Origin of the sequence: Larkinella knui (genome assembly GCF_003858645.1) — a bacterium.
Taxonomy (GTDB): Bacteria; Bacteroidota; Bacteroidia; order Cytophagales; family Spirosomataceae; genus Larkinella; species Larkinella knui.
Genome location: NZ_RQJP01000006.1, coordinates 481,064 through 497,361, shown reverse-complemented (window position 1 = coordinate 497,361; position 16,298 = coordinate 481,064). Strand labels below are relative to the sequence as shown.

Here is a 16,298-nt window from a genome sequence, read left to right as displayed (position 1 = left end):
AAAGTTATCGTTGATTCATTGTGTTCATCGTGTGCAGATTACCGGCGGAATCGATCCGCAATTGCTCGTCGGCCAGCATTTGCCGGATTACGCCGGCCAATTGTTCGGTATTCAGATTCAGACGGTCGGCCAGCAGGCGGGGAGCAAGACCCTGCCCGTCGGTTGCGTCGAGGTATTGAAAAATTCGTTGCCGGAGCTGGGCCGTATCCAGCGAGTTTTGATGCTGGCTTAAACAATGGTCGCAAATACCGCAGGCTTCACCGGGTTCTTCGCCAAAATACGCCTGCAGCAGCCGGGTCCGGCACTGCACCGGATTTTGAACGTAGTCGACCATTGCCCGCACTTTTGCCAAATCCCGCTGTTTCCGCTGCTCCAGTTCCAGCACATTGATGGGCAAATTCCGGGCGTCGAAACGCGGGGTCAGAAACGTCAGCTGCGGTTTGTCTTTTTGCTTTTCGTACACCAGAATCGACCGCTGCGACAGTTGTTCCAGGAAAGAAAGAACCTCGTTCTCCGGCATCCGGGTGGTTTTGGCAATCGAACTTTCCGAAATGCTGACGAAGTTGGTAAACAACTCACCGCCGTAAATTCGCAGCAACAGTTTCAGAAATGAATCATAATGCGGATTCATAACCTGAAACTCGTACAACGCCCGGTTGTCTACCGCAATCATTACTTTCGACGGGCTGAAATACGCTTCACTCAGTTCGATAAACCCTTCCAGTTGCAACTGTTTCAAGGCGTAATGCGTATCCGTTACCGGTAATTGAAACGACTGACAGAACGCCGTCAGATCGAAATCAATATCCGAAAATTCACCTCCGCCGATGGCCAGGTTGGCATAATTGGCCAGCGCCTGATACACCCTTTTGAGCATCTCGACCGGCTGGTATTGCTGGATCATTCGCTGTTCAATATCAGCCAGATCCTTCGGATTGTACAATAAAACCGCATAGGCCTTCTTCTCATCCCGCCCCGCCCGCCCGGCTTCCTGATAATAGGCTTCCAGGCTGTCGGGCACATCCAGGTGAACAACCGTCCGCACGTCGGGTTTGTCAATTCCCATCCCGAAGGCATTGGTGGCCACGATCACCCGCACCCGATTATGAACCCAGGCATCCTGTTTATCAGACCGTTGCCGGGCCGTCAAACCGGCGTGGTAATAATCGGCGCGAATACCCTGGTGGTGCAGCCACTCGGCCACGTCCTGCGTTTGTCGTCGGCTGCGTACGTAAACAATCGCCGAACCCGGCACACCCTGCAAGATTTTCAGCAGCCGGGCTTCTTTGTTTTCCTCGTAAAACGCGGAATAAGACAAATTCTTGCGGGCGAAGGTTTGCCGGAACACTTGCGGATGCCGCATTTGCAGCTTTCCGACAATGTCGGCCTGCACTTCGGGCGTAGCTGAAGCCGTCAGTGCCACCACCGAGACACCCGGCAAAAGCTCCCGAAAAGCCGCAATCTGAAGGTAAGGAGGCCGAAAATCGTATCCCCAGGCCGAAATGCAGTGCGCTTCGTCGACGGCCAGGAAATTAATTTTCATCTGCTTGACCCGTTCGATCAGAATTTCGGTTTGGAGTCGTTCGGGCGAGACATACAGAAACCGGACGTTGCCATAGATGCAGTTGTCGAGTGCCCGGTCGATTTCCCGCCAGTGCATCCCCGAATAAATCGCCACCGCCGAAATCCCGCGCTTACGCAACTGCTCGACCTGGTCTTTCATGAGGGCAATCAAAGGCGTAACGACGAGGCAAACGCCGTCGGTTGCCAGAGCCGGTAGCTGAAAACAAAGGGATTTTCCTCCGCCGGTTGGCAGCAAGACGAGCGTATCGCGCCGGTCGAGCACGGAGCGGATAATATCCTCCTGCAAAGGCCGGAACGACTCGTACCCCCAGAATTGTTTAAGAATTTGGTGGATGGTCATAACCGGCTGTAAAGATAAATCAATCCGAAATTAGTTTAGTAACCATGGGAATACGGCTTTTATCCGAATGCTGGACAGACCCGGGATTGAGCAGCTCAAAAATACAACGGTTCAACGTTGAAAGCTGTTGCGGTAATGACAAAATCCGTTAAAATTTATACTTCATGATCACAAAAGTCATCAAAACCGACCAGGAATGGCGTCAGTTGCTAACGCCGGAACAATACCGGGTTACGCGTCAAAAAGGGACCGAACGGGCTTTCACGGGCGAGTATTGCGAAAGCCACGACCCGGGCATTTACCAGTGCGTTTGCTGCGGCACCGATCTGTTTGAATCCAAACAAAAGTTCGATTCCGGAACGGGCTGGCCCAGTTTTACCGATCCAATCGATCCGGCATTGATTCATCTCGAAAACGATTATAGCTTCGGGATGACGCGCGTCGAAGTTGAATGTGCAGTTTGCGATGCGCACCTCGGCCACGTTTTCAACGACGGACCTCCGCCGTCGGGGCAGCGGTATTGTCTGAATTCGGTAGCGTTGAAGCTGAAACCCGCGTGATTTTTTTGGAAAACCGCCGGTTTTTAGTAGTCCGGGCAGTTTTTGACCCCGGAGGGGTTGCCTGTGAATAGAGAAAATGCGCTAAAGATTAAAAGCTCCGGCGGAGCGTCCTAAGCAATTCAAGGGCGCTCCGCCGGAGCTTTTGGTTACCTTATAAAATCCTTTCTATTAACATTTAGCCCCTCCGGGGCCATAATTCGGCCAGGTTCGCTATACTAAATCCAAAAAACCGTATTTTGGGGTATGAGAAGCCTTTTATATCCCCTTTGTGCTTTCCTGGTTCTGACGGGATGTGCCACCTACCGCCCAATTCTGCGCCAACTTCGTCAGAATCCCCAATTAACCGACCATTTTACCGGGTTTGCCTTGTATGATTGGAAACAGCAAAAACTGGTCGTGCAACACAATGCCAGCCAGTATTTTACACCCGCATCCAACACCAAGCTCGTCAGTTTCTACGCCGGACTGGTCACCCTGGGGGATTCCATACCGGCTTTGCGGTATAGCCTGCGCGCCGATTCGCTGATTTTCTGGGGAACCGGCGATCCGTTGTTGTTAAATCAGAATCTGCCCGACACGACGGTTTTGCGGTTTTTGCGAAACCGCCCCGAACGGCTGGTTTTTTCACCGGCCAATTACAGCGGACCGCGTTTTGGCCCCGGCTGGTCGTGGGATGATTTTAACGATGATTATTCGACGGAACTCGCCCCGCTGCCGCTCTACGGTAATTTTGTCCGCTTCCTCTCGCCCGATCGCGTGGCGCGTCTGGACGTCGAACCGCGTTTTTTCCGGGATAGCGTATCGGCGGTTTCGGTGCGGAAATTTTCGAGGGATGTCCAGCGCGACGAGGTTCGCAACCACTTCGATCGTCCCGCTGCCGTGCGCCCGTTTCACCAGGATATTCCCTTTCGCTGGTCTCCAGCACTGGCTGCCCGGTTACTGGCCGACACGCTGCACCGCGAGGTGTCTGTTGCCAACCTTCGCTTCGATCGTTCGGCCAAAACGCTCTATAGTCAACCCGCCGATTCGCTCTATAAACGAATGCTGCATGTGAGTGATAACATGTTGGCCGAACACCTGATGCTCCTATGCTCGTCGGTTCAGGACACGCTCAACAGTTCGCTGGGCATTGAAACCGTGCTGAAAAAGCACCTGGCGGACTTGCCCGACAAACCCAACTGGGTCGACGGGTCGGGCTTGTCGCGGTATAATCTGTTCACACCGCGTTCGTTGGTCAGTTTGCTCGGGAAAATTTACAAAATCGTACCGCAGGAACGGCTGTTTCGACTGCTGGCGGTTGGCGGGTCAACGGGAAGTATCCAGCGGTTATACACCACCGACCGGCCGTTTGTGTATGCCAAATCCGGCTCGATGACCGGGGTTTATAACCTGAGCGGTTATTTAATTACGAAAAAAGGCAAGTTGATGCTGTTCAGTATGATGCACAATAATTTCGCCGGATCGGTGGCCGACCTGCGGAATCGGACGGCGGCTTTTCTAACGGAAATTTACCAGCGGTATTGAATAAAGGTCCAGTTGTTGCTAAATTCCTGATTATCAAAACCCTAAAATTTCTCGAAAAAAACGGAAGTTTTCCGTTGAAAACCAGGGTTATACCGCTAATTTTGATGCTGTAAAGTGCCCCGCCGAATCACACATATCATGCAGGAAGAATTAAATCTTGATCAGTTGCGCCAGAAAATTACGACCGTATCCGGGGCAGAACTGATCAGATTACAAGCGTTTTTGGAAAGTGAGATCCAACGCCGAAAACAGATTCTCAGCCAGATTCCTGCCATTACGCTGGAGCAAATACCGCTGCGGGTGCAGACCCGAATGACGTTCTACTCCATTGTTCGGCGCCGGAAAATCTGCAACCTGGCCGAAGTGGGCCGAATTACCCTCATCGAGACGCTGGCTCTGCTGAAACCGGCCGATTTGCAAAGCTTCAAAAGTTTAAATCAACGCGCCTACAGCGAAGTGATGAATGAGCTTGCCAAACTGAAAATCCCGTACGAATCCATTGCCCTCTGGGATCTGAAAATGATTGATGAGAATCCGGTTCTTTCAATTCCTCAGCGGGCCGGTGGCCTCACCGAACCCGTTTCCAGCGTTGGACATATCCCTAAAGTTTAAGAAGGCATTTGAATGAAGGCCGGAGGCCTGTCCTGTTACTAGTCAAAAAAGGCATTTCATAGCCGGTAGCTCCGGAGGAGCGTTCTGATCGTGTTTTTAGAACGCTCCTCCGGAGCTACCGGCTATGAAATGCCTTTTGGGGCTAGTAACAGAACGCCCTTCCAGGGCCGGAAGTTAACGGAAACGACTGGTACGTTAGGACCAGGCAAAAAGGCGTTTAGACACGAAGGCGTAAGGCAATCGGGCCGCATCAGTAGTTGGTGCGGCCCGATTGCTTTTTAGGTATAGTTTTCTGATTATGCGGTATTTAGGCCGTAGCCCGGCTAGTTCCTAAACCTACTTAAATGGATCTTTTTCAAATCAAAAAAGCCCCGACGGTTTATGACGCCATCGTCGTTGGATCGGGTGCCGGGGGCGGCATGGCGGCATACATGCTGACCAAAGCCGGGGCCAAAGTGTTGCTCCTCGAAGCCGGTGGTTATTTCGACCCGGCCGATCCGAAGTACATGACGCAGCTTAAATGGCCGTATGAATCGCCCCGGCGCGGGGCCAGCACCACGCGGTCGGGCGGTGACTTCGATGCGGCCTGGGGTGGTTGGGAAATCGAGGGCGAACCGTACACGTCGAAACCCGGTGCCGATTTTTTCTGGTTCCGATCCCGGATGCTGGGAGGGCGCACCAACCACTGGGGCCGGATTTCGATGCGCTTCGGTCCCGACGATTTCCGGCGTGGCTCCCTCTCGGGCGTTGGCGACGACTGGCCCATCGGCTACGAAGACATGAAGCCGTTCTACGACCGGGTCGATAAACTGATCGGCGTATTTGGTTCGGTCGAAAACCTGCACAACGAGCCGGACGGCCATTTTCTGCCACCGCCCAAACCGCGGCTGCACGAGCTTATGCTCAAAAAAGCGGCTACCGGTATTGGCATTCCGGTGATTCCGTCGCGCTTATCGATTCTGACCCAGCCCATCAACAAGGAACGCGGGCAGTGTTTTTACTGCCGCCAGTGCAACCGGGGCTGCTCGGCCTACGCCGATTTTTCGTCGTCGTCGGTGCTGTGTATTCCGGCCATGAAAACCGGTAATCTGACGCTGCAAAACAACGCGATGGTGCGTGAAGTGCTGACCGATGCCAAAACCGGTCTGGCCACGGGCGTTTCCTACGTCGATACGATTAGTATGCAGGAAATGTCGGTGTACGGAAAAACGATTATTCTCGGGGCCAGCACCTGCGAATCGGCGCGGCTGCTGCTGAACTCCAAATCGTCGCGCTTTCCGAATGGACTCGCCAATTCGAGTGGCGTGGTCGGGAAGTACCTGAACGATTCGACGGGGGCGTCGCGGTCCGGATTCGTACCCGCGCTGATGGATCGCAAGCGGTATAATGAAGACGGCGTGGGCGGGATGCACGTCTTTACGCCCTGGTGGCTCGACAACAAAAAACTGGATTTCCCGCGCGGCTACCACATCGAATACGGGGGCGGCATGGGAATGCCGGGCTACGGTTTTGGGGGCGGTATTGAAGCACTGAACGGAAAAATTCCCGGTCGTGATGGGAAAATGAAGCCTGCGGGTGGTTACGGAGCCGGTTTGAAAGATGACATGCGCCGGTTTTATGGTGCCTACGTCAGCATGTCGGGCCGGGGTGAACCGATTCCGCTGGAGAGCAATTACTGCGAAATTGACCCGAATGCGGTCGATAAATACGGGATTCCGACGCTGCGGTTTCACTACAAATGGTCGGACGCCGAAATCAAGCAGGCGAAGCACATGCAGGATACCTTCGAGCAGATCATCGAAGCGATGGGCGGGATGCCGATGGGCAACAAACCGGGTAAAGAGCAGAACTACGGCTTGGCCGCTCCCGGCCGGATTATCCACGAAGTCGGTACGGTGCGGATGGGCAACGACCCCGCCAAGTCGGCGCTGAACAAGTTTCAGCAGGCCCACGACGTCAAAAATCTGTTCGTGGTCGATGCGGCTCCGTTCGTTACGCAGGGCGACAAAAACGTTACCTGGACCATCCTGGCCGCATCCATGCGCACGTCGGAATATTTGATCGATCAGGTAAAACGGAAGAATATTTAATTGGTATACGGTTTTCAGTTTTCGGTATACGGTTTTTCGGAGTGCTGTACTATTCACTAAATGGCTAAGATCAATCGATTTGAGGATTTAGAAGTCTGGAAGTTAGCTCGAAAGCTATCGCATGATGTGTTCAGGCTTACTCAGGAAGGCAGCTTTTCGAAAGATTTTGAATTGAAGAATCAGATTAATCGAGCGAGTGGTTCGATTATGGATAACATTGCCGAAGGCTTTGGTCGTGGAAATCGAGCGGAATTTATTTTGTTCCTTGGCTATTCGACCGGTTCCAGTACAGAAGTAAAATCACAATTGTATCGGGCTTTGGATCGAAAACATATTAGTCAGGAGCAATTCGATTTGTTTTATTCAACTACAGACCGCACCGGCAAAATGCTATTTGGTTTAATCCAGGCACTTAAGAAGTCACCCGTACGCGGTTTAAAATATAAAGCTGCAGAAGACGAAGTGTCTTATGACCTCAGAGAGGATGCTGATTTTAACACCGAACACTGAAAACCGACTACCGTAAACCTTTTAAAACATGAAACGCAGAGATACTCTTAAAGCCCTATCCCTGACATCGTTGGGCCTGGCGGTTAACCCCGTGGAGGCTGCAGTTCCCGAACCCAAACCCGCCGTTAAACTGTTGCCCGGGCGTCAGAAGTTCGAAGCCGAACGCGACCTGAAACTGCTCGCGGCAGAGCCGTTTTTTACCCCGGCGGAGTTGCAAACCGTTACCCTTTTGAGCGACATCATCATTCCGGCCGATGCCAAATCGGGGAGTGCGTCGCAGGCCGGTGTCCCGGCGTTTATCGAGTTCATGATGCGCGATCAGCCCCGGAACCAGACGCCGATGCGCGGTGGACTGCGCTGGCTGAATGCAAAATGCGTCAGCCGCTACGGGAATCCGTTTGCCAAATGCACCAAAGAGCAGCAAATCGACATGGTCGAGCAGATTGCGTATCCCGGCAAAAAAGTCCCGTCGGACATGACGCAGGGCGTCGCGTTCTTCACCTACCTGCGCAACTTCGTTCTGGGCGGTTTTTACACCAGCAAGATGGGCATCGAAGATCTGGGGTACGTGGGCAACACGCCCAACCAATGGGATGGCGTTCCGGAGGATGTTCTGAAACAGTACGGGTTGAGTTACGAAGAGCCGAAAAAATAAAGTATAGGAACGCTGATGAAACGGATTGGACGGATTGACACAGATTAAAAATCCGTTTTGATCCGTCCAATCCGTTTCATCAGTGTTCCCATCGGCATAGCCTATTCCGCAGAACTCAGCAAAGTCGGTTCGGTTTTCGACTTTTTGATCTCGTTTAGTTTGCTGGGATTGGGCACCACTTCCGTCAACGGTAATACGGCCTGAAGGGGAAATAATTTTGTTTTCAAGTCCGCTTGCAGGTAATAGGTTTTGCCGGCTTCAAGCGTCAACTCCAGGCGGGGACGCTTTTTAGGAACCAGCGTCAACCCGGCCAGTTTGGTGGTGAACGTAACGGGACCGATTGGCAACGATACCTGGCAATGGCGTTTGTTGCCAATTTTGCACAAGAGTTTGCCATTGGCGTATACCCCATATTTGCGGGCACTCGACATCAGTGCGCTGCTGCGGTAGACATAAACCGTGGCTGATTCTGAAGGAGTTGCCTCCGGATTCGATTGCGCAAATCCGTTGGTTAAACTCATTCCCAAAACCGCCAAAGCTGCTAGTAAAGTCCTGGTCTTCATACCGGTAAAGAGTTGGTTTGGGAAATGAACAAACAGGAAGCGGTTTTGTATAAATGGAGTCGGATAAATGAGTAAAAGGGCCTGAAGTACTACTTAACGTGAGACATTAAGCATATATTTTATACATACTACTCCACAATTATCCATTCCCGACTTTACTCCCTTCTGCTTTATTATCCATCAGCGCCAGTGACTTTTGTAAGTGTTCGGTGAAGTTATAAACATCATTCAGCGACTGAATTTCATGCTTAATTTCTTTCCTTGCTTCATCCAGAAAAGCAATATACTTCTTCTGACCGTTCATATACAGACGGCAAAGCGGTTTCCGATTGTTATCATCCAGTAGGATTGCAAAGTAAGTCTGAGCATCCCGGTGGTAGATGCGCTCTCCGTTAATAGTCGACCGGAGAATGGCCCGTACTATATAGAAGGCTTCCAGTTCTTCGGCGGTAGTAACGATGTTTGGATCTTTCTTCACTTCGGCGGCCACATCAACCGCTGATGCGACCACCACTGCCGACGCATCCTGTTGCTCTTCTTTGGTAAGGGCAGATTTTAGGCGGTCGGTGATCTGGTCGGTCACAATTTGCTGAAATCCTTTTTTTATTAAAGCCTTGAAGTAATCAAACCACTTGGCGTTAATCTGGCCCTGGTATACCTGTTTGGCCAGATACCGCACCAAGGCATCCGATGGATCAGACATTTCCTGAACAATGAGTGGCTTGAGCTCGCCCATGTATTTTAGCTCACTGGCCGTTGAAAGGATTGAATCGACATCGAAATACGACTTATGGAATTTCTTCAATTCTTCAAAGTGGACCTCCTTCATTTCCGTTAGATTGATTTCGAGAAATGGCTTCTGGTCCATCTTGTTTGGCTCCATCAGATCGGTATAAAACCGGTAAATTACGCCATTGGTCAGTATTCCAAACCTCGCTTTTGTTACGTGAAAATACCGGAGTAATTGGTTGTCGTGAAGGGTTAAACTCTGGTTATGGTGCTTGCATTCAATGAGGATAATTGGCTGGCCGTTTTTCAGAATGGCGTAATCAACCTTCTCACCTTTCTTGGTGCCGATGTCACTGATAAATTCGGGTGACACTTCATGCGGGTCAAAGACATCGTAACCTAACGTGTTGAGAAATGGGAGGATAAGAGCCGTTTTAGTTGCTTCCTCGGTCTGAATAGAGTCTTTGAGCCGGACGATACGGTCGCCCAATTGTTTGATCTGGTCTTTGAAGTCCATCAGGTAAAGTGGTTTTAGGATGTACAAACGTAAGACGTTATCAGACAAAAGCAAGTGAGTGATAAAAGTATTTGCGGGATTAAGTAAAAATACCAGGCCTCCGCCCTCAGTTTCAAGTTGAGGGCGGAGGCCTGGTCAGATGAACCCCAAAATCTATTTGTCAGTCAAAAACGCTCTCAGATCATCCCCCAATTTCTTAAACCGGGCGTAGGCTTTACTGGAGTTTCGTCTTTTATCGAATTTGATCAGCAGTTTACCGGGAGATGATTTGATGTAAAAAACCGTCTTGTCGTTCAGCGTCATCGTGGCATCAAGCTCGGCATTTTTAAAGGAAGCATCTCCGCGTTGTCTCAAATGGTCGTCGAGGTAGCTCTGAACCTTTCCGGTTTTAGCCGGATCGTAGGTCGCGGAGAATTCGTAAAACACGTCCGAGTCTTTGACGCTCACCGAAGTACGATCAAATTGGGGCTCGTTTCGAACGGTTGTAAAACTCACCAGGCTCACCCATAAACTGAATGCCAGAATAAAATACGATGCTTTCATTTTCGTGTTAATTAAGTTGAAATCCCTTGTCTACTTTGTATTGCAAGGTACATGGCTATACCATATAATTTTGCGAAATTTTACGTATGGTTGGAGAACCGGATAAAAGGAAATCCGAAAAACCGCTTATGATTTGGTATCCAGCAACCGGCGGTGGTAATTGATTTGCCCCAGATGATAGGCCAAGTGAGTCGTTAAATGAATGAGGAAGTATTCGGTCGTCGTTTTTTCTTCAAATACCAGCATCGGATAGTCTTCGGCAAGCTGTTCTTCGTTCACTCGATCGAGCGAACTCAAAACGATCGCCAGCGTCTCGTCAACTTGCCGGAGTAACTCACTCCGCGGGACATTCCGGCGCGAAAACTCAAGGTCGCGGTGGCGGATGTAGCCGGTATTGCCCAAAACCGCCCCGATATACGTATTCAGATTCCCCACGAGATGCAGGCACAGATTGCCCGCCGTGTTGGGGATTTCCTTGTCAAGAATCCATAGTTTCTCCTCGTTCTGATAAAGTTCGATTTCACGCCTTAAGCGTTTCAGGTCGCGGGCGAACAGGGCTTTTAGGGTTTGCAGCATAAAAAGCAGTCATTGAATCGGTAGACCGAAAACCACAGCCCAGCGTTTTAGCGGTTGGTTTATGAGGGAAACCGAGAGTAAAAAAACCGTTGAAACGGTTCCTGTTGCTATTATTCTCTCTCCGTATTCCCCGGATTAAAATCCGGGGCTATAGTATGTAATCGTTCCTATTGGAAATCAAGACCGGTTCAGCCGCTTCACCAACAAAAACAGCGGATAACTCAGCACAATGAATCCGACGGCATAGGCGCTGCTGTACAAGTCGCTGTAAATGACGCCCACCAGAAAAGCCAGCGACGCGACCAGCATCAGCCAGGTCGTAACCGGATAGCCCCAGGCCCGGACCGGGCGCGGTAATTCGGGGGCGGTTTTTCGCAGCCGAATTAGCGACGCAAAAGCCGCTGCGTAACACAGCACGAAAAAGAACGAGGCCACATCCGACAGTTTGCTGTAGGTGCCGGTGACAATCATCAGGATCGACATGGCGACGGTCAGAAACATGGCGGGGGCGGGGGTTCCGCCGGTATTGACGCGGGTGAAAAGCTTGGCAAACAGGCCGTCGCGGCTGATGGCGAACAAAACCCGCGGGTTGAACATGATCTGGGCGTTGATAATTCCCATAATCGAAATCATCAGCAGGAGGGTCACCACTTTCGCGCTGGCGGGCCCGAAAAGCACCTGCACGGCGTCGGCCGCCGGGAGTTTGGATTTCGCCAGTTGTTCGATGGGCAGCACATGAAACAGCGCCAGATTGACCAGCAAGTAAATTCCGATAATCAGCAAAACGCCGATCATCATCGAACGCGGCAGGTTTTTGTTGGGATTGATGTCTTCTTCGGTAAAATAAGCCGCCGTGTGCCAGCCGTCGTACGTATAAAAAACCGACTGCAAAGCCGCCAGAATACCCACTAGCAGCGAACCTTCGATGGGAATGGAGTTGTCGCCGGAAAATTGCAGCGGTTCGTCGGGGGTGTAGGCAAAACAAATGACCACAAAGGCCAGTAAACCAAGGGCTTTGATGAAACTCATGACTTCCTGCGCCCGGCTGGCGAGTCGGACGCCGATGAGGTGAAAAGCCGTAAAAGCCAGCAGAATCCCAATCGCCATGACCTTGATGTAGGCTGACAAACCCGGAACCAGCAGCGCAATATATTCGCCCATCACTGCCGCCCCGAAGGCCATGGCCGCAATACTGCCGAGCCAGCTACTGATCCCGATCAGAAACCCGACGTAATCGCCAAACGCCCGGCGCGCGAAGACGTACCACGCCCCGGCTTTCGGAATCATGGTACCCAGTTCGATCACCTGCAGCGAGCCAATCAGCGCGTAAACACCCACCAGCGCCCAGACCAGCAGGGCGAGCGACGGTTGCCCCAATTCCTGTGCAATGGTGCCCGGTCGGCGGAGAATACCGGTGCCGATGGTGCCACCAATGGTGACGGCAACACCGAAGCCGACGCCTAAAAGGCGAAGGAGTTGGGAAGGACGGTTCGTTTCGGGGGGTGTCATTCTACAATAATAGGCTTTTTCGCCAAAAACCGCCTATTTTACAGCTTGATTTGGCAGAAATGATGACGAATCCGTTTTGGCTGGTTTTTTTGGGAGGTGGTTTGGGCAGCATGACCCGCTACGCAGTCAGTCGCTACCTGCAGCCGGTATTTAAAACAGCCTACCCGGCTTCCACGCTGATTGTCAATCTGGTAGCGAGCCTGATTCTGGGCTTTCTGGTCGGCTGGCTAACGGCCCGGGTTTCCGGTCGGGAAACGTACCGGCTGTTGCTCGGTGTGGGTTTTTGTGGCGGTTTAAGCACGTTTTCGACCTTCAGTACGGATACCTTATTCTTGATGCAAACCGGTCGCTGGTGGGCTGCGGCATCGAATGTGGTGCTGAACGTGGTGTTGTGTCTGCTGGCGTCGATGGCGGGTTTGTACCTCGGGCGCTAATTTACCCCCAACCCCTAAAGGGGCTTCGGACGATGCTTTTTAAAGCCCCTTTAAGGGTTGGGGTAAAATTTAGAAAGATAACTCACTTCATACCATGCTGAAATCTTCTTCATCCTTTGCCATCTTTGCCTTTATTTTGTTTCTGATGACTACCGCATACGCTCAGGATTTGACCTTCTCAAAGCAATTATTCGATACGCACGACACCTACCGTGATAGCGCCCTGACGCACCGGCGGTTTAAACACGCCGATCTGCTGCCGTTGATCGACCGGCTGAAAACCGACAGCCGGTTTGAAATCACGAAAGTGGGGGAGTCGGTGGAGAAACGGCCAATTCAGATGATCAAAATCGGGACGGGGCCGCGTAAAGTGCTGCTGTGGTCGCAGATGCACGGTGACGAACCGTCGGCGACGATGGCGATTTTCGACATTTTCAATTTCCTCCGGGCCGATGGTGCTTTTGACGATTTCAAAAAGCAGGTACTGGCCGAAACGACGCTGTATTTTGTGCCGATGCTGAACCCCGATGGCGCGGAGCGGTATCAGCGCCGGAACGCTCTGGACATCGACCTGAACCGGGATGCCCTGCGGCTGCAATCGCCGGAATCCGTGATTCTGAAAGGATTACAACAGTCGCTGAAACCGCTGGTTGGGTTTAATCTCCACGACCAGAGCACCCGTTACAGCGTCGGCCATTCGCCCAAACAGGCTACCATTTCGTTTCTGGCCACGGCCTACGACGAAGCGCGGAACATCAATCCGGTGCGCGAACGCTCGATGCAGCTGATTGTGGGCATGAACCGGGTGTTGCAGCAATTTATTCCCGGCGGTGTCGGGCGGTATTCCGACGAGTTTGAACCCCGGGCGTTTGGCGATAACATCCAGAAGTGGGGAACGACGCTGATTCTGATCGAGTCGGGCGGATATCCAAATGATCCCGAAAAGCAATTCATCCGCAAACTGAATTACGTTGCTATTCTGACGGCTTTACAGGCCATTGCGACGGATTCCTACAAAGCCGAGTCCCGTTCGGAATACAACACGATCCCGGAAAACGAGCGGTATTTGTTCGATGTGCTGATCCGAAACGCGCAGCTAATGCGGGGCGGAAAACCGGTGACGGTCGATATTGGGATCAATCGCAACGAGGTCAATGTCGGCAATGCGGCCACCTTTGGCTACCGCAGTTCCATCGACGACTTCGGTGATCTGTCCACCTTTTTCGGCATCGAAGAAATCGACGCGACGGGTTTGACGGTTTCGCCGGGCCAAATTCACCCCGATACGCTGCGGTCTATGGCCGATCTGAAAAAATATAAACTCGATTCGCTGGTGCAGCAGGGCATCACGACCTTCCGGCTGGCAACACCGTCGCGGGCCACCACCCACTTGTCGCCGGTTCACCTGCTTCAGCCCACGACCACGGCTGTTCGGCCCATCCAGACCGGCCGGATTCCGACTTTCGTTTTGCGCCGGGGCAATCAGTTGCGGTATGTATTTGTGAACGGTTTCTGGGTAGATATCAGCAGCGGTTTGAATAAGCTGGGAACCGGGGTTGTGGAGTGATTTGCTGATTTTCTCCATTCGTCAGTTAGGCAAACAGGGCGAGCATATCGGCAAGGGCGTTGGGAGAATGCAGGGAAGCGGTTTGCTCCAGGGTTAGTTTGCCCACCTCCGCGAACCGGGCGCGCATCTGTTTTTCATACGCTGCGATGGCGGTTTGCAGGTCAGGAAAGGCGGTATTGGTCAGGCAAGCGCTTAATTCCAACGCATCCAGCATCGCCATATTGACGCCCGCGCCCGCATAGGGCGGCATCAGGTGTGCGGCATCGCCTAGCATCGTCAGGTTAGGCAACGCATCCCAATGCTGATCCAGGGGCATGCAATATTGCGGACGAACGATAAAAGGAACTTCAGCCTTTTCAATCAGTTCGAGCCAGATGTGGTCCCAGTCCGCAAACGCCTGCTGAAACCAGGTAAGCACCTGAGCCTTGTCGGTGAAGTCGATTCCGGCGTTTCGAAACCAGAATTCATCCGTTTTACAGCCGGTATAAAAAACCAGGCTTCCGTCACCTTTCGAGCTGACAATCAACGTTTTCTCATTACCCAGCGCAAATATTTTTCCACCGTTTAACAGCTTGTGAATGGTTGGGGTGGCGGTTTCAGAAGCCAGGACCGCTCCTTCAACAATGGTGATGCCCGAATAAAAGGGGGTGATGGGCGTTATGAGGGGACGTATTCTGGAGTTGGCCCCATCGGCGGCAATTACCAGATCTGCGAGCGCCGACGAGCCATTTTGAAATTCGAGTTTCCAGCCTGTACCCATCGGTGCCAGCGTTACTAACTGGCTGTTCCACACCACGGTATCGGGTTGCAGCGAGTCCAGCAGGATTTTCCGTAGCGGACCGCGGTCGATCTCCGGCCGGAACAGCTCATTGTCTTTATTGACGTCTTCGTCGAGAAGAATGGTTGCATTTTTATCGACAATCCGCATTTTGTCGGCTCCGGGACGGAAATTGGCTTTGAAGGCGTCCATCAAACCGGCTTGCCGGAGCGCTTCCAAACCGGCATCCTCGTGCAGATCGAGGGTTGCGCCCTGCACCCGGGCCTCTTTACTGAAATCCCGTTCGTATACGGTTACAGACGCCCCGGTTTGTTGGAGAAGCCGGGCCAGTGTCAGACCGCCGGGACCTCCGCCCACGATCGCGATCGTTTTGTCTTGAATAAGCATGGTTGAAAAAGTAGTTTGTGATGGGACAAAACTACTTTTTCGGCAAGGTTGAAAATTGTATAAATCGGTCGTCTTTGTTTTTGGTGAGCTCTTTGGGGGTAACGCCGGAGTATTTTTTTACGTCTTTGATGAAATGGGCCTGGTCGGCAAAATTTAGTTCAGGAAACAACTTGCCCTCTTTAATCTGGTCGAATGAAGCCCGGTAGCGCAGAATGTTACAATACGCTTTGAGGGAAATGCCAAACCACTGGTTAAAATAGCGATTGATCTGGCGGCTGCTCCACTGAACCGCTTCGGAGAGTTGCTGGACGGGCAGGGAGCCTTGTGAAGAATAGATCAGGTCAAACAGGTTGCGCTTCCGTTCATCGATCGGGTCTTTTCGCAAGCTCATTATTTTAGCGATCACTTTACTGCAAAACCGCTCGAAATCCATGAGGTCATCGGCGGTAATGCCCCAGAAGTTGGCCGGTAAATAGTCAATTTTATCCAATACGAGGGGCGTCTCAAGGAGGTATTCAACGGCGAGTAATTTAAAACTGACCGCACAGATGACCGCTTCAGGCGCCAGCGCGCTTTGGGAAGGTTCACTCCCCAACCCGGACAGCGTAACGTGGAACGGTTCGGTCGCTGAAAGGGAAAAGAAAATGTCAAACCGGCCATCCGGTAAAACCACTACCTCTTTTTCGTCCTGGGTTTGATTGGCAAGCATCCAGAAGCTTTCCACCAGATCGGCGAGTGCCGGCGTGGGCTTAACGAGCGTATACGCAAGGTCGGTTTCGGGCATTTTGCGGGATAGTAACCAGTTTATAGGGCTGATCGC

At 51.9% G+C, this 16,298-nt stretch carries 16 protein-coding genes; 8 read left to right on the top strand and 8 right to left on the bottom strand.

Features of this window, described 5'->3' with window-relative positions:
• Positions 1–4: 4 nt before the first annotated feature.
• Entirely contained in the window at positions 5–1,924 is a 1,920-nt protein-coding gene (locus EHT87_RS28105) for a RecQ family ATP-dependent DNA helicase (protein ID WP_124910099.1), read from the bottom strand.
• A gap of 164 nt (positions 1,925–2,088) precedes the next feature.
• Here EHT87_RS28105 and msrB point away from each other — a divergent pair, with 164 nt between their 5' ends.
• The 6 genes from msrB (at position 2,089) to EHT87_RS28075 (ending at position 7,875) form a co-directional block, all read left to right on the top strand.
• Positions 2,089–2,484, top strand: coding sequence for a peptide-methionine (R)-S-oxide reductase MsrB (gene msrB / locus EHT87_RS28100; RefSeq protein ID WP_124910098.1), 396 nt, complete (start codon positions 2,089–2,091; stop codon positions 2,482–2,484).
• A gap of 243 nt (positions 2,485–2,727) precedes the next feature.
• Positions 2,728–4,008 carry a D-alanyl-D-alanine carboxypeptidase/D-alanyl-D-alanine-endopeptidase gene (locus EHT87_RS28095; RefSeq protein ID WP_124910097.1) on the top strand — a complete coding sequence of 427 codons (1,281 nt, stop codon included), beginning with the start codon at positions 2,728–2,730 and terminating at the stop codon, positions 4,006–4,008.
• 138 nt (positions 4,009–4,146) lie between these two features.
• The gene (locus EHT87_RS28090) at positions 4,147–4,620 is read left to right on the top strand and encodes a hypothetical protein (RefSeq protein ID WP_124910096.1); all 474 of its coding nucleotides are present in this window, start codon (positions 4,147–4,149) and stop codon (positions 4,618–4,620) included.
• Between the two features lie 344 nt (positions 4,621–4,964).
• Positions 4,965–6,710: a GMC oxidoreductase gene (locus EHT87_RS28085; RefSeq protein WP_124910095.1), complete on the top strand. Its 1,746-nt coding sequence runs from the start codon at positions 4,965–4,967 to the stop codon at positions 6,708–6,710.
• A 60-nt stretch (positions 6,711–6,770) separates the two neighbouring features.
• A complete protein-coding gene (locus EHT87_RS28080) occupies positions 6,771–7,220 on the top strand; it encodes a four helix bundle protein (RefSeq protein ID WP_124910094.1) in 450 nt (149 codons plus the stop codon).
• A gap of 28 nt (positions 7,221–7,248) precedes the next feature.
• Positions 7,249–7,875 carry a gluconate 2-dehydrogenase subunit 3 family protein gene (locus EHT87_RS28075; RefSeq protein ID WP_124910093.1) on the top strand — a complete coding sequence of 209 codons (627 nt, stop codon included), beginning with the start codon at positions 7,249–7,251 and terminating at the stop codon, positions 7,873–7,875.
• Positions 7,876–7,976: 101 nt separating this feature from the next.
• Here the strand turns inward: EHT87_RS28075 and EHT87_RS28070 are convergent, their stop codons facing one another.
• The 5 genes from EHT87_RS28070 to EHT87_RS28050 form a co-directional block, all read right to left on the bottom strand.
• Positions 7,977–8,438 (bottom strand): DUF2846 domain-containing protein, encoded by a 462-nt coding sequence (locus EHT87_RS28070; RefSeq protein WP_124910092.1) that lies wholly within the window; start codon positions 8,436–8,438, stop codon positions 7,977–7,979.
• A gap of 139 nt (positions 8,439–8,577) precedes the next feature.
• Positions 8,578–9,684 carry a type I restriction endonuclease gene (locus tag EHT87_RS28065; RefSeq protein WP_124910091.1) on the bottom strand — a complete coding sequence of 369 codons (1,107 nt, stop codon included), beginning with the start codon at positions 9,682–9,684 and terminating at the stop codon, positions 8,578–8,580.
• Between the two features lie 153 nt (positions 9,685–9,837).
• Positions 9,838–10,227 carry a hypothetical protein gene (locus EHT87_RS28060; protein WP_124910090.1) on the bottom strand — a complete coding sequence of 130 codons (390 nt, stop codon included), beginning with the start codon at positions 10,225–10,227 and terminating at the stop codon, positions 9,838–9,840.
• 126 nt (positions 10,228–10,353) lie between these two features.
• Positions 10,354–10,803 carry a DinB family protein gene (locus EHT87_RS28055; RefSeq protein ID WP_124910089.1) on the bottom strand — a complete coding sequence of 150 codons (450 nt, stop codon included), beginning with the start codon at positions 10,801–10,803 and terminating at the stop codon, positions 10,354–10,356.
• 177 nt (positions 10,804–10,980) lie between these two features.
• A complete protein-coding gene (locus EHT87_RS28050) occupies positions 10,981–12,312 on the bottom strand; it encodes an APC family permease (protein WP_124910088.1) in 1,332 nt (443 codons plus the stop codon).
• A 59-nt stretch (positions 12,313–12,371) separates the two neighbouring features.
• Between EHT87_RS28050 and crcB the strand changes: the two genes are divergently transcribed.
• Positions 12,372–12,746 carry a fluoride efflux transporter CrcB gene (crcB, locus tag EHT87_RS28045; RefSeq protein ID WP_229321417.1) on the top strand — a complete coding sequence of 125 codons (375 nt, stop codon included), beginning with the start codon at positions 12,372–12,374 and terminating at the stop codon, positions 12,744–12,746.
• 94 nt (positions 12,747–12,840) lie between these two features.
• A complete protein-coding gene (locus tag EHT87_RS28040; protein WP_229321415.1) occupies positions 12,841–14,313 on the top strand; it encodes a M14 family metallopeptidase in 1,473 nt (490 codons plus the stop codon).
• A gap of 25 nt (positions 14,314–14,338) precedes the next feature.
• Here the strand turns inward: EHT87_RS28040 and EHT87_RS28035 are convergent, their stop codons facing one another.
• Together EHT87_RS28035 and EHT87_RS28030 are read right to left on the bottom strand one after the other, a co-directional pair.
• The gene (locus tag EHT87_RS28035) at positions 14,339–15,478 is read right to left on the bottom strand and encodes an FAD-dependent oxidoreductase (protein ID WP_124910087.1); all 1,140 of its coding nucleotides are present in this window, start codon (positions 15,476–15,478) and stop codon (positions 14,339–14,341) included.
• Between the two features lie 31 nt (positions 15,479–15,509).
• The gene (locus EHT87_RS28030; RefSeq protein ID WP_124910086.1) at positions 15,510–16,262 is read right to left on the bottom strand and encodes a helix-turn-helix domain-containing protein; all 753 of its coding nucleotides are present in this window, start codon (positions 16,260–16,262) and stop codon (positions 15,510–15,512) included.
• Positions 16,263–16,298 lie beyond the last annotated feature (36 nt).

Bases quoted from the DNA above. Each gene is read 5' to 3' on its own strand.
- EHT87_RS28105 (WP_124910099.1), bottom strand. From the start codon at position 1,924: ATGACCATCCACCAAATTCTTAAACAATTCTGGGGGTACGAGTCGTTC.
- msrB (WP_124910098.1), top strand. From the start codon at position 2,089: ATGATCACAAAAGTCATCAAAACCGACCAGGAATGGCGTCAGTTGCTA.
- EHT87_RS28095 (WP_124910097.1), top strand. From the start codon at position 2,728: ATGAGAAGCCTTTTATATCCCCTTTGTGCTTTCCTGGTTCTGACGGGA.
- EHT87_RS28090 (WP_124910096.1), top strand. From the start codon at position 4,147: ATGCAGGAAGAATTAAATCTTGATCAGTTGCGCCAGAAAATTACGACC.
- EHT87_RS28085 (WP_124910095.1), top strand. From the start codon at position 4,965: ATGGATCTTTTTCAAATCAAAAAAGCCCCGACGGTTTATGACGCCATC.
- EHT87_RS28080 (WP_124910094.1), top strand. From the start codon at position 6,771: ATGGCTAAGATCAATCGATTTGAGGATTTAGAAGTCTGGAAGTTAGCT.
- EHT87_RS28075 (WP_124910093.1), top strand. From the start codon at position 7,249: ATGAAACGCAGAGATACTCTTAAAGCCCTATCCCTGACATCGTTGGGC.
- EHT87_RS28070 (WP_124910092.1), bottom strand. From the start codon at position 8,438: ATGAAGACCAGGACTTTACTAGCAGCTTTGGCGGTTTTGGGAATGAGT.
- EHT87_RS28065 (WP_124910091.1), bottom strand. From the start codon at position 9,684: ATGGACTTCAAAGACCAGATCAAACAATTGGGCGACCGTATCGTCCGG.
- EHT87_RS28060 (WP_124910090.1), bottom strand. From the start codon at position 10,227: ATGAAAGCATCGTATTTTATTCTGGCATTCAGTTTATGGGTGAGCCTG.
- EHT87_RS28055 (WP_124910089.1), bottom strand. From the start codon at position 10,803: ATGCTGCAAACCCTAAAAGCCCTGTTCGCCCGCGACCTGAAACGCTTA.
- EHT87_RS28050 (WP_124910088.1), bottom strand. From the start codon at position 12,312: ATGACACCCCCCGAAACGAACCGTCCTTCCCAACTCCTTCGCCTTTTA.
- crcB (WP_229321417.1), top strand. From the start codon at position 12,372: ATGATGACGAATCCGTTTTGGCTGGTTTTTTTGGGAGGTGGTTTGGGC.
- EHT87_RS28040 (WP_229321415.1), top strand. From the start codon at position 12,841: ATGCTGAAATCTTCTTCATCCTTTGCCATCTTTGCCTTTATTTTGTTT.
- EHT87_RS28035 (WP_124910087.1), bottom strand. From the start codon at position 15,478: ATGCTTATTCAAGACAAAACGATCGCGATCGTGGGCGGAGGTCCCGGC.
- EHT87_RS28030 (WP_124910086.1), bottom strand. From the start codon at position 16,262: ATGCCCGAAACCGACCTTGCGTATACGCTCGTTAAGCCCACGCCGGCA.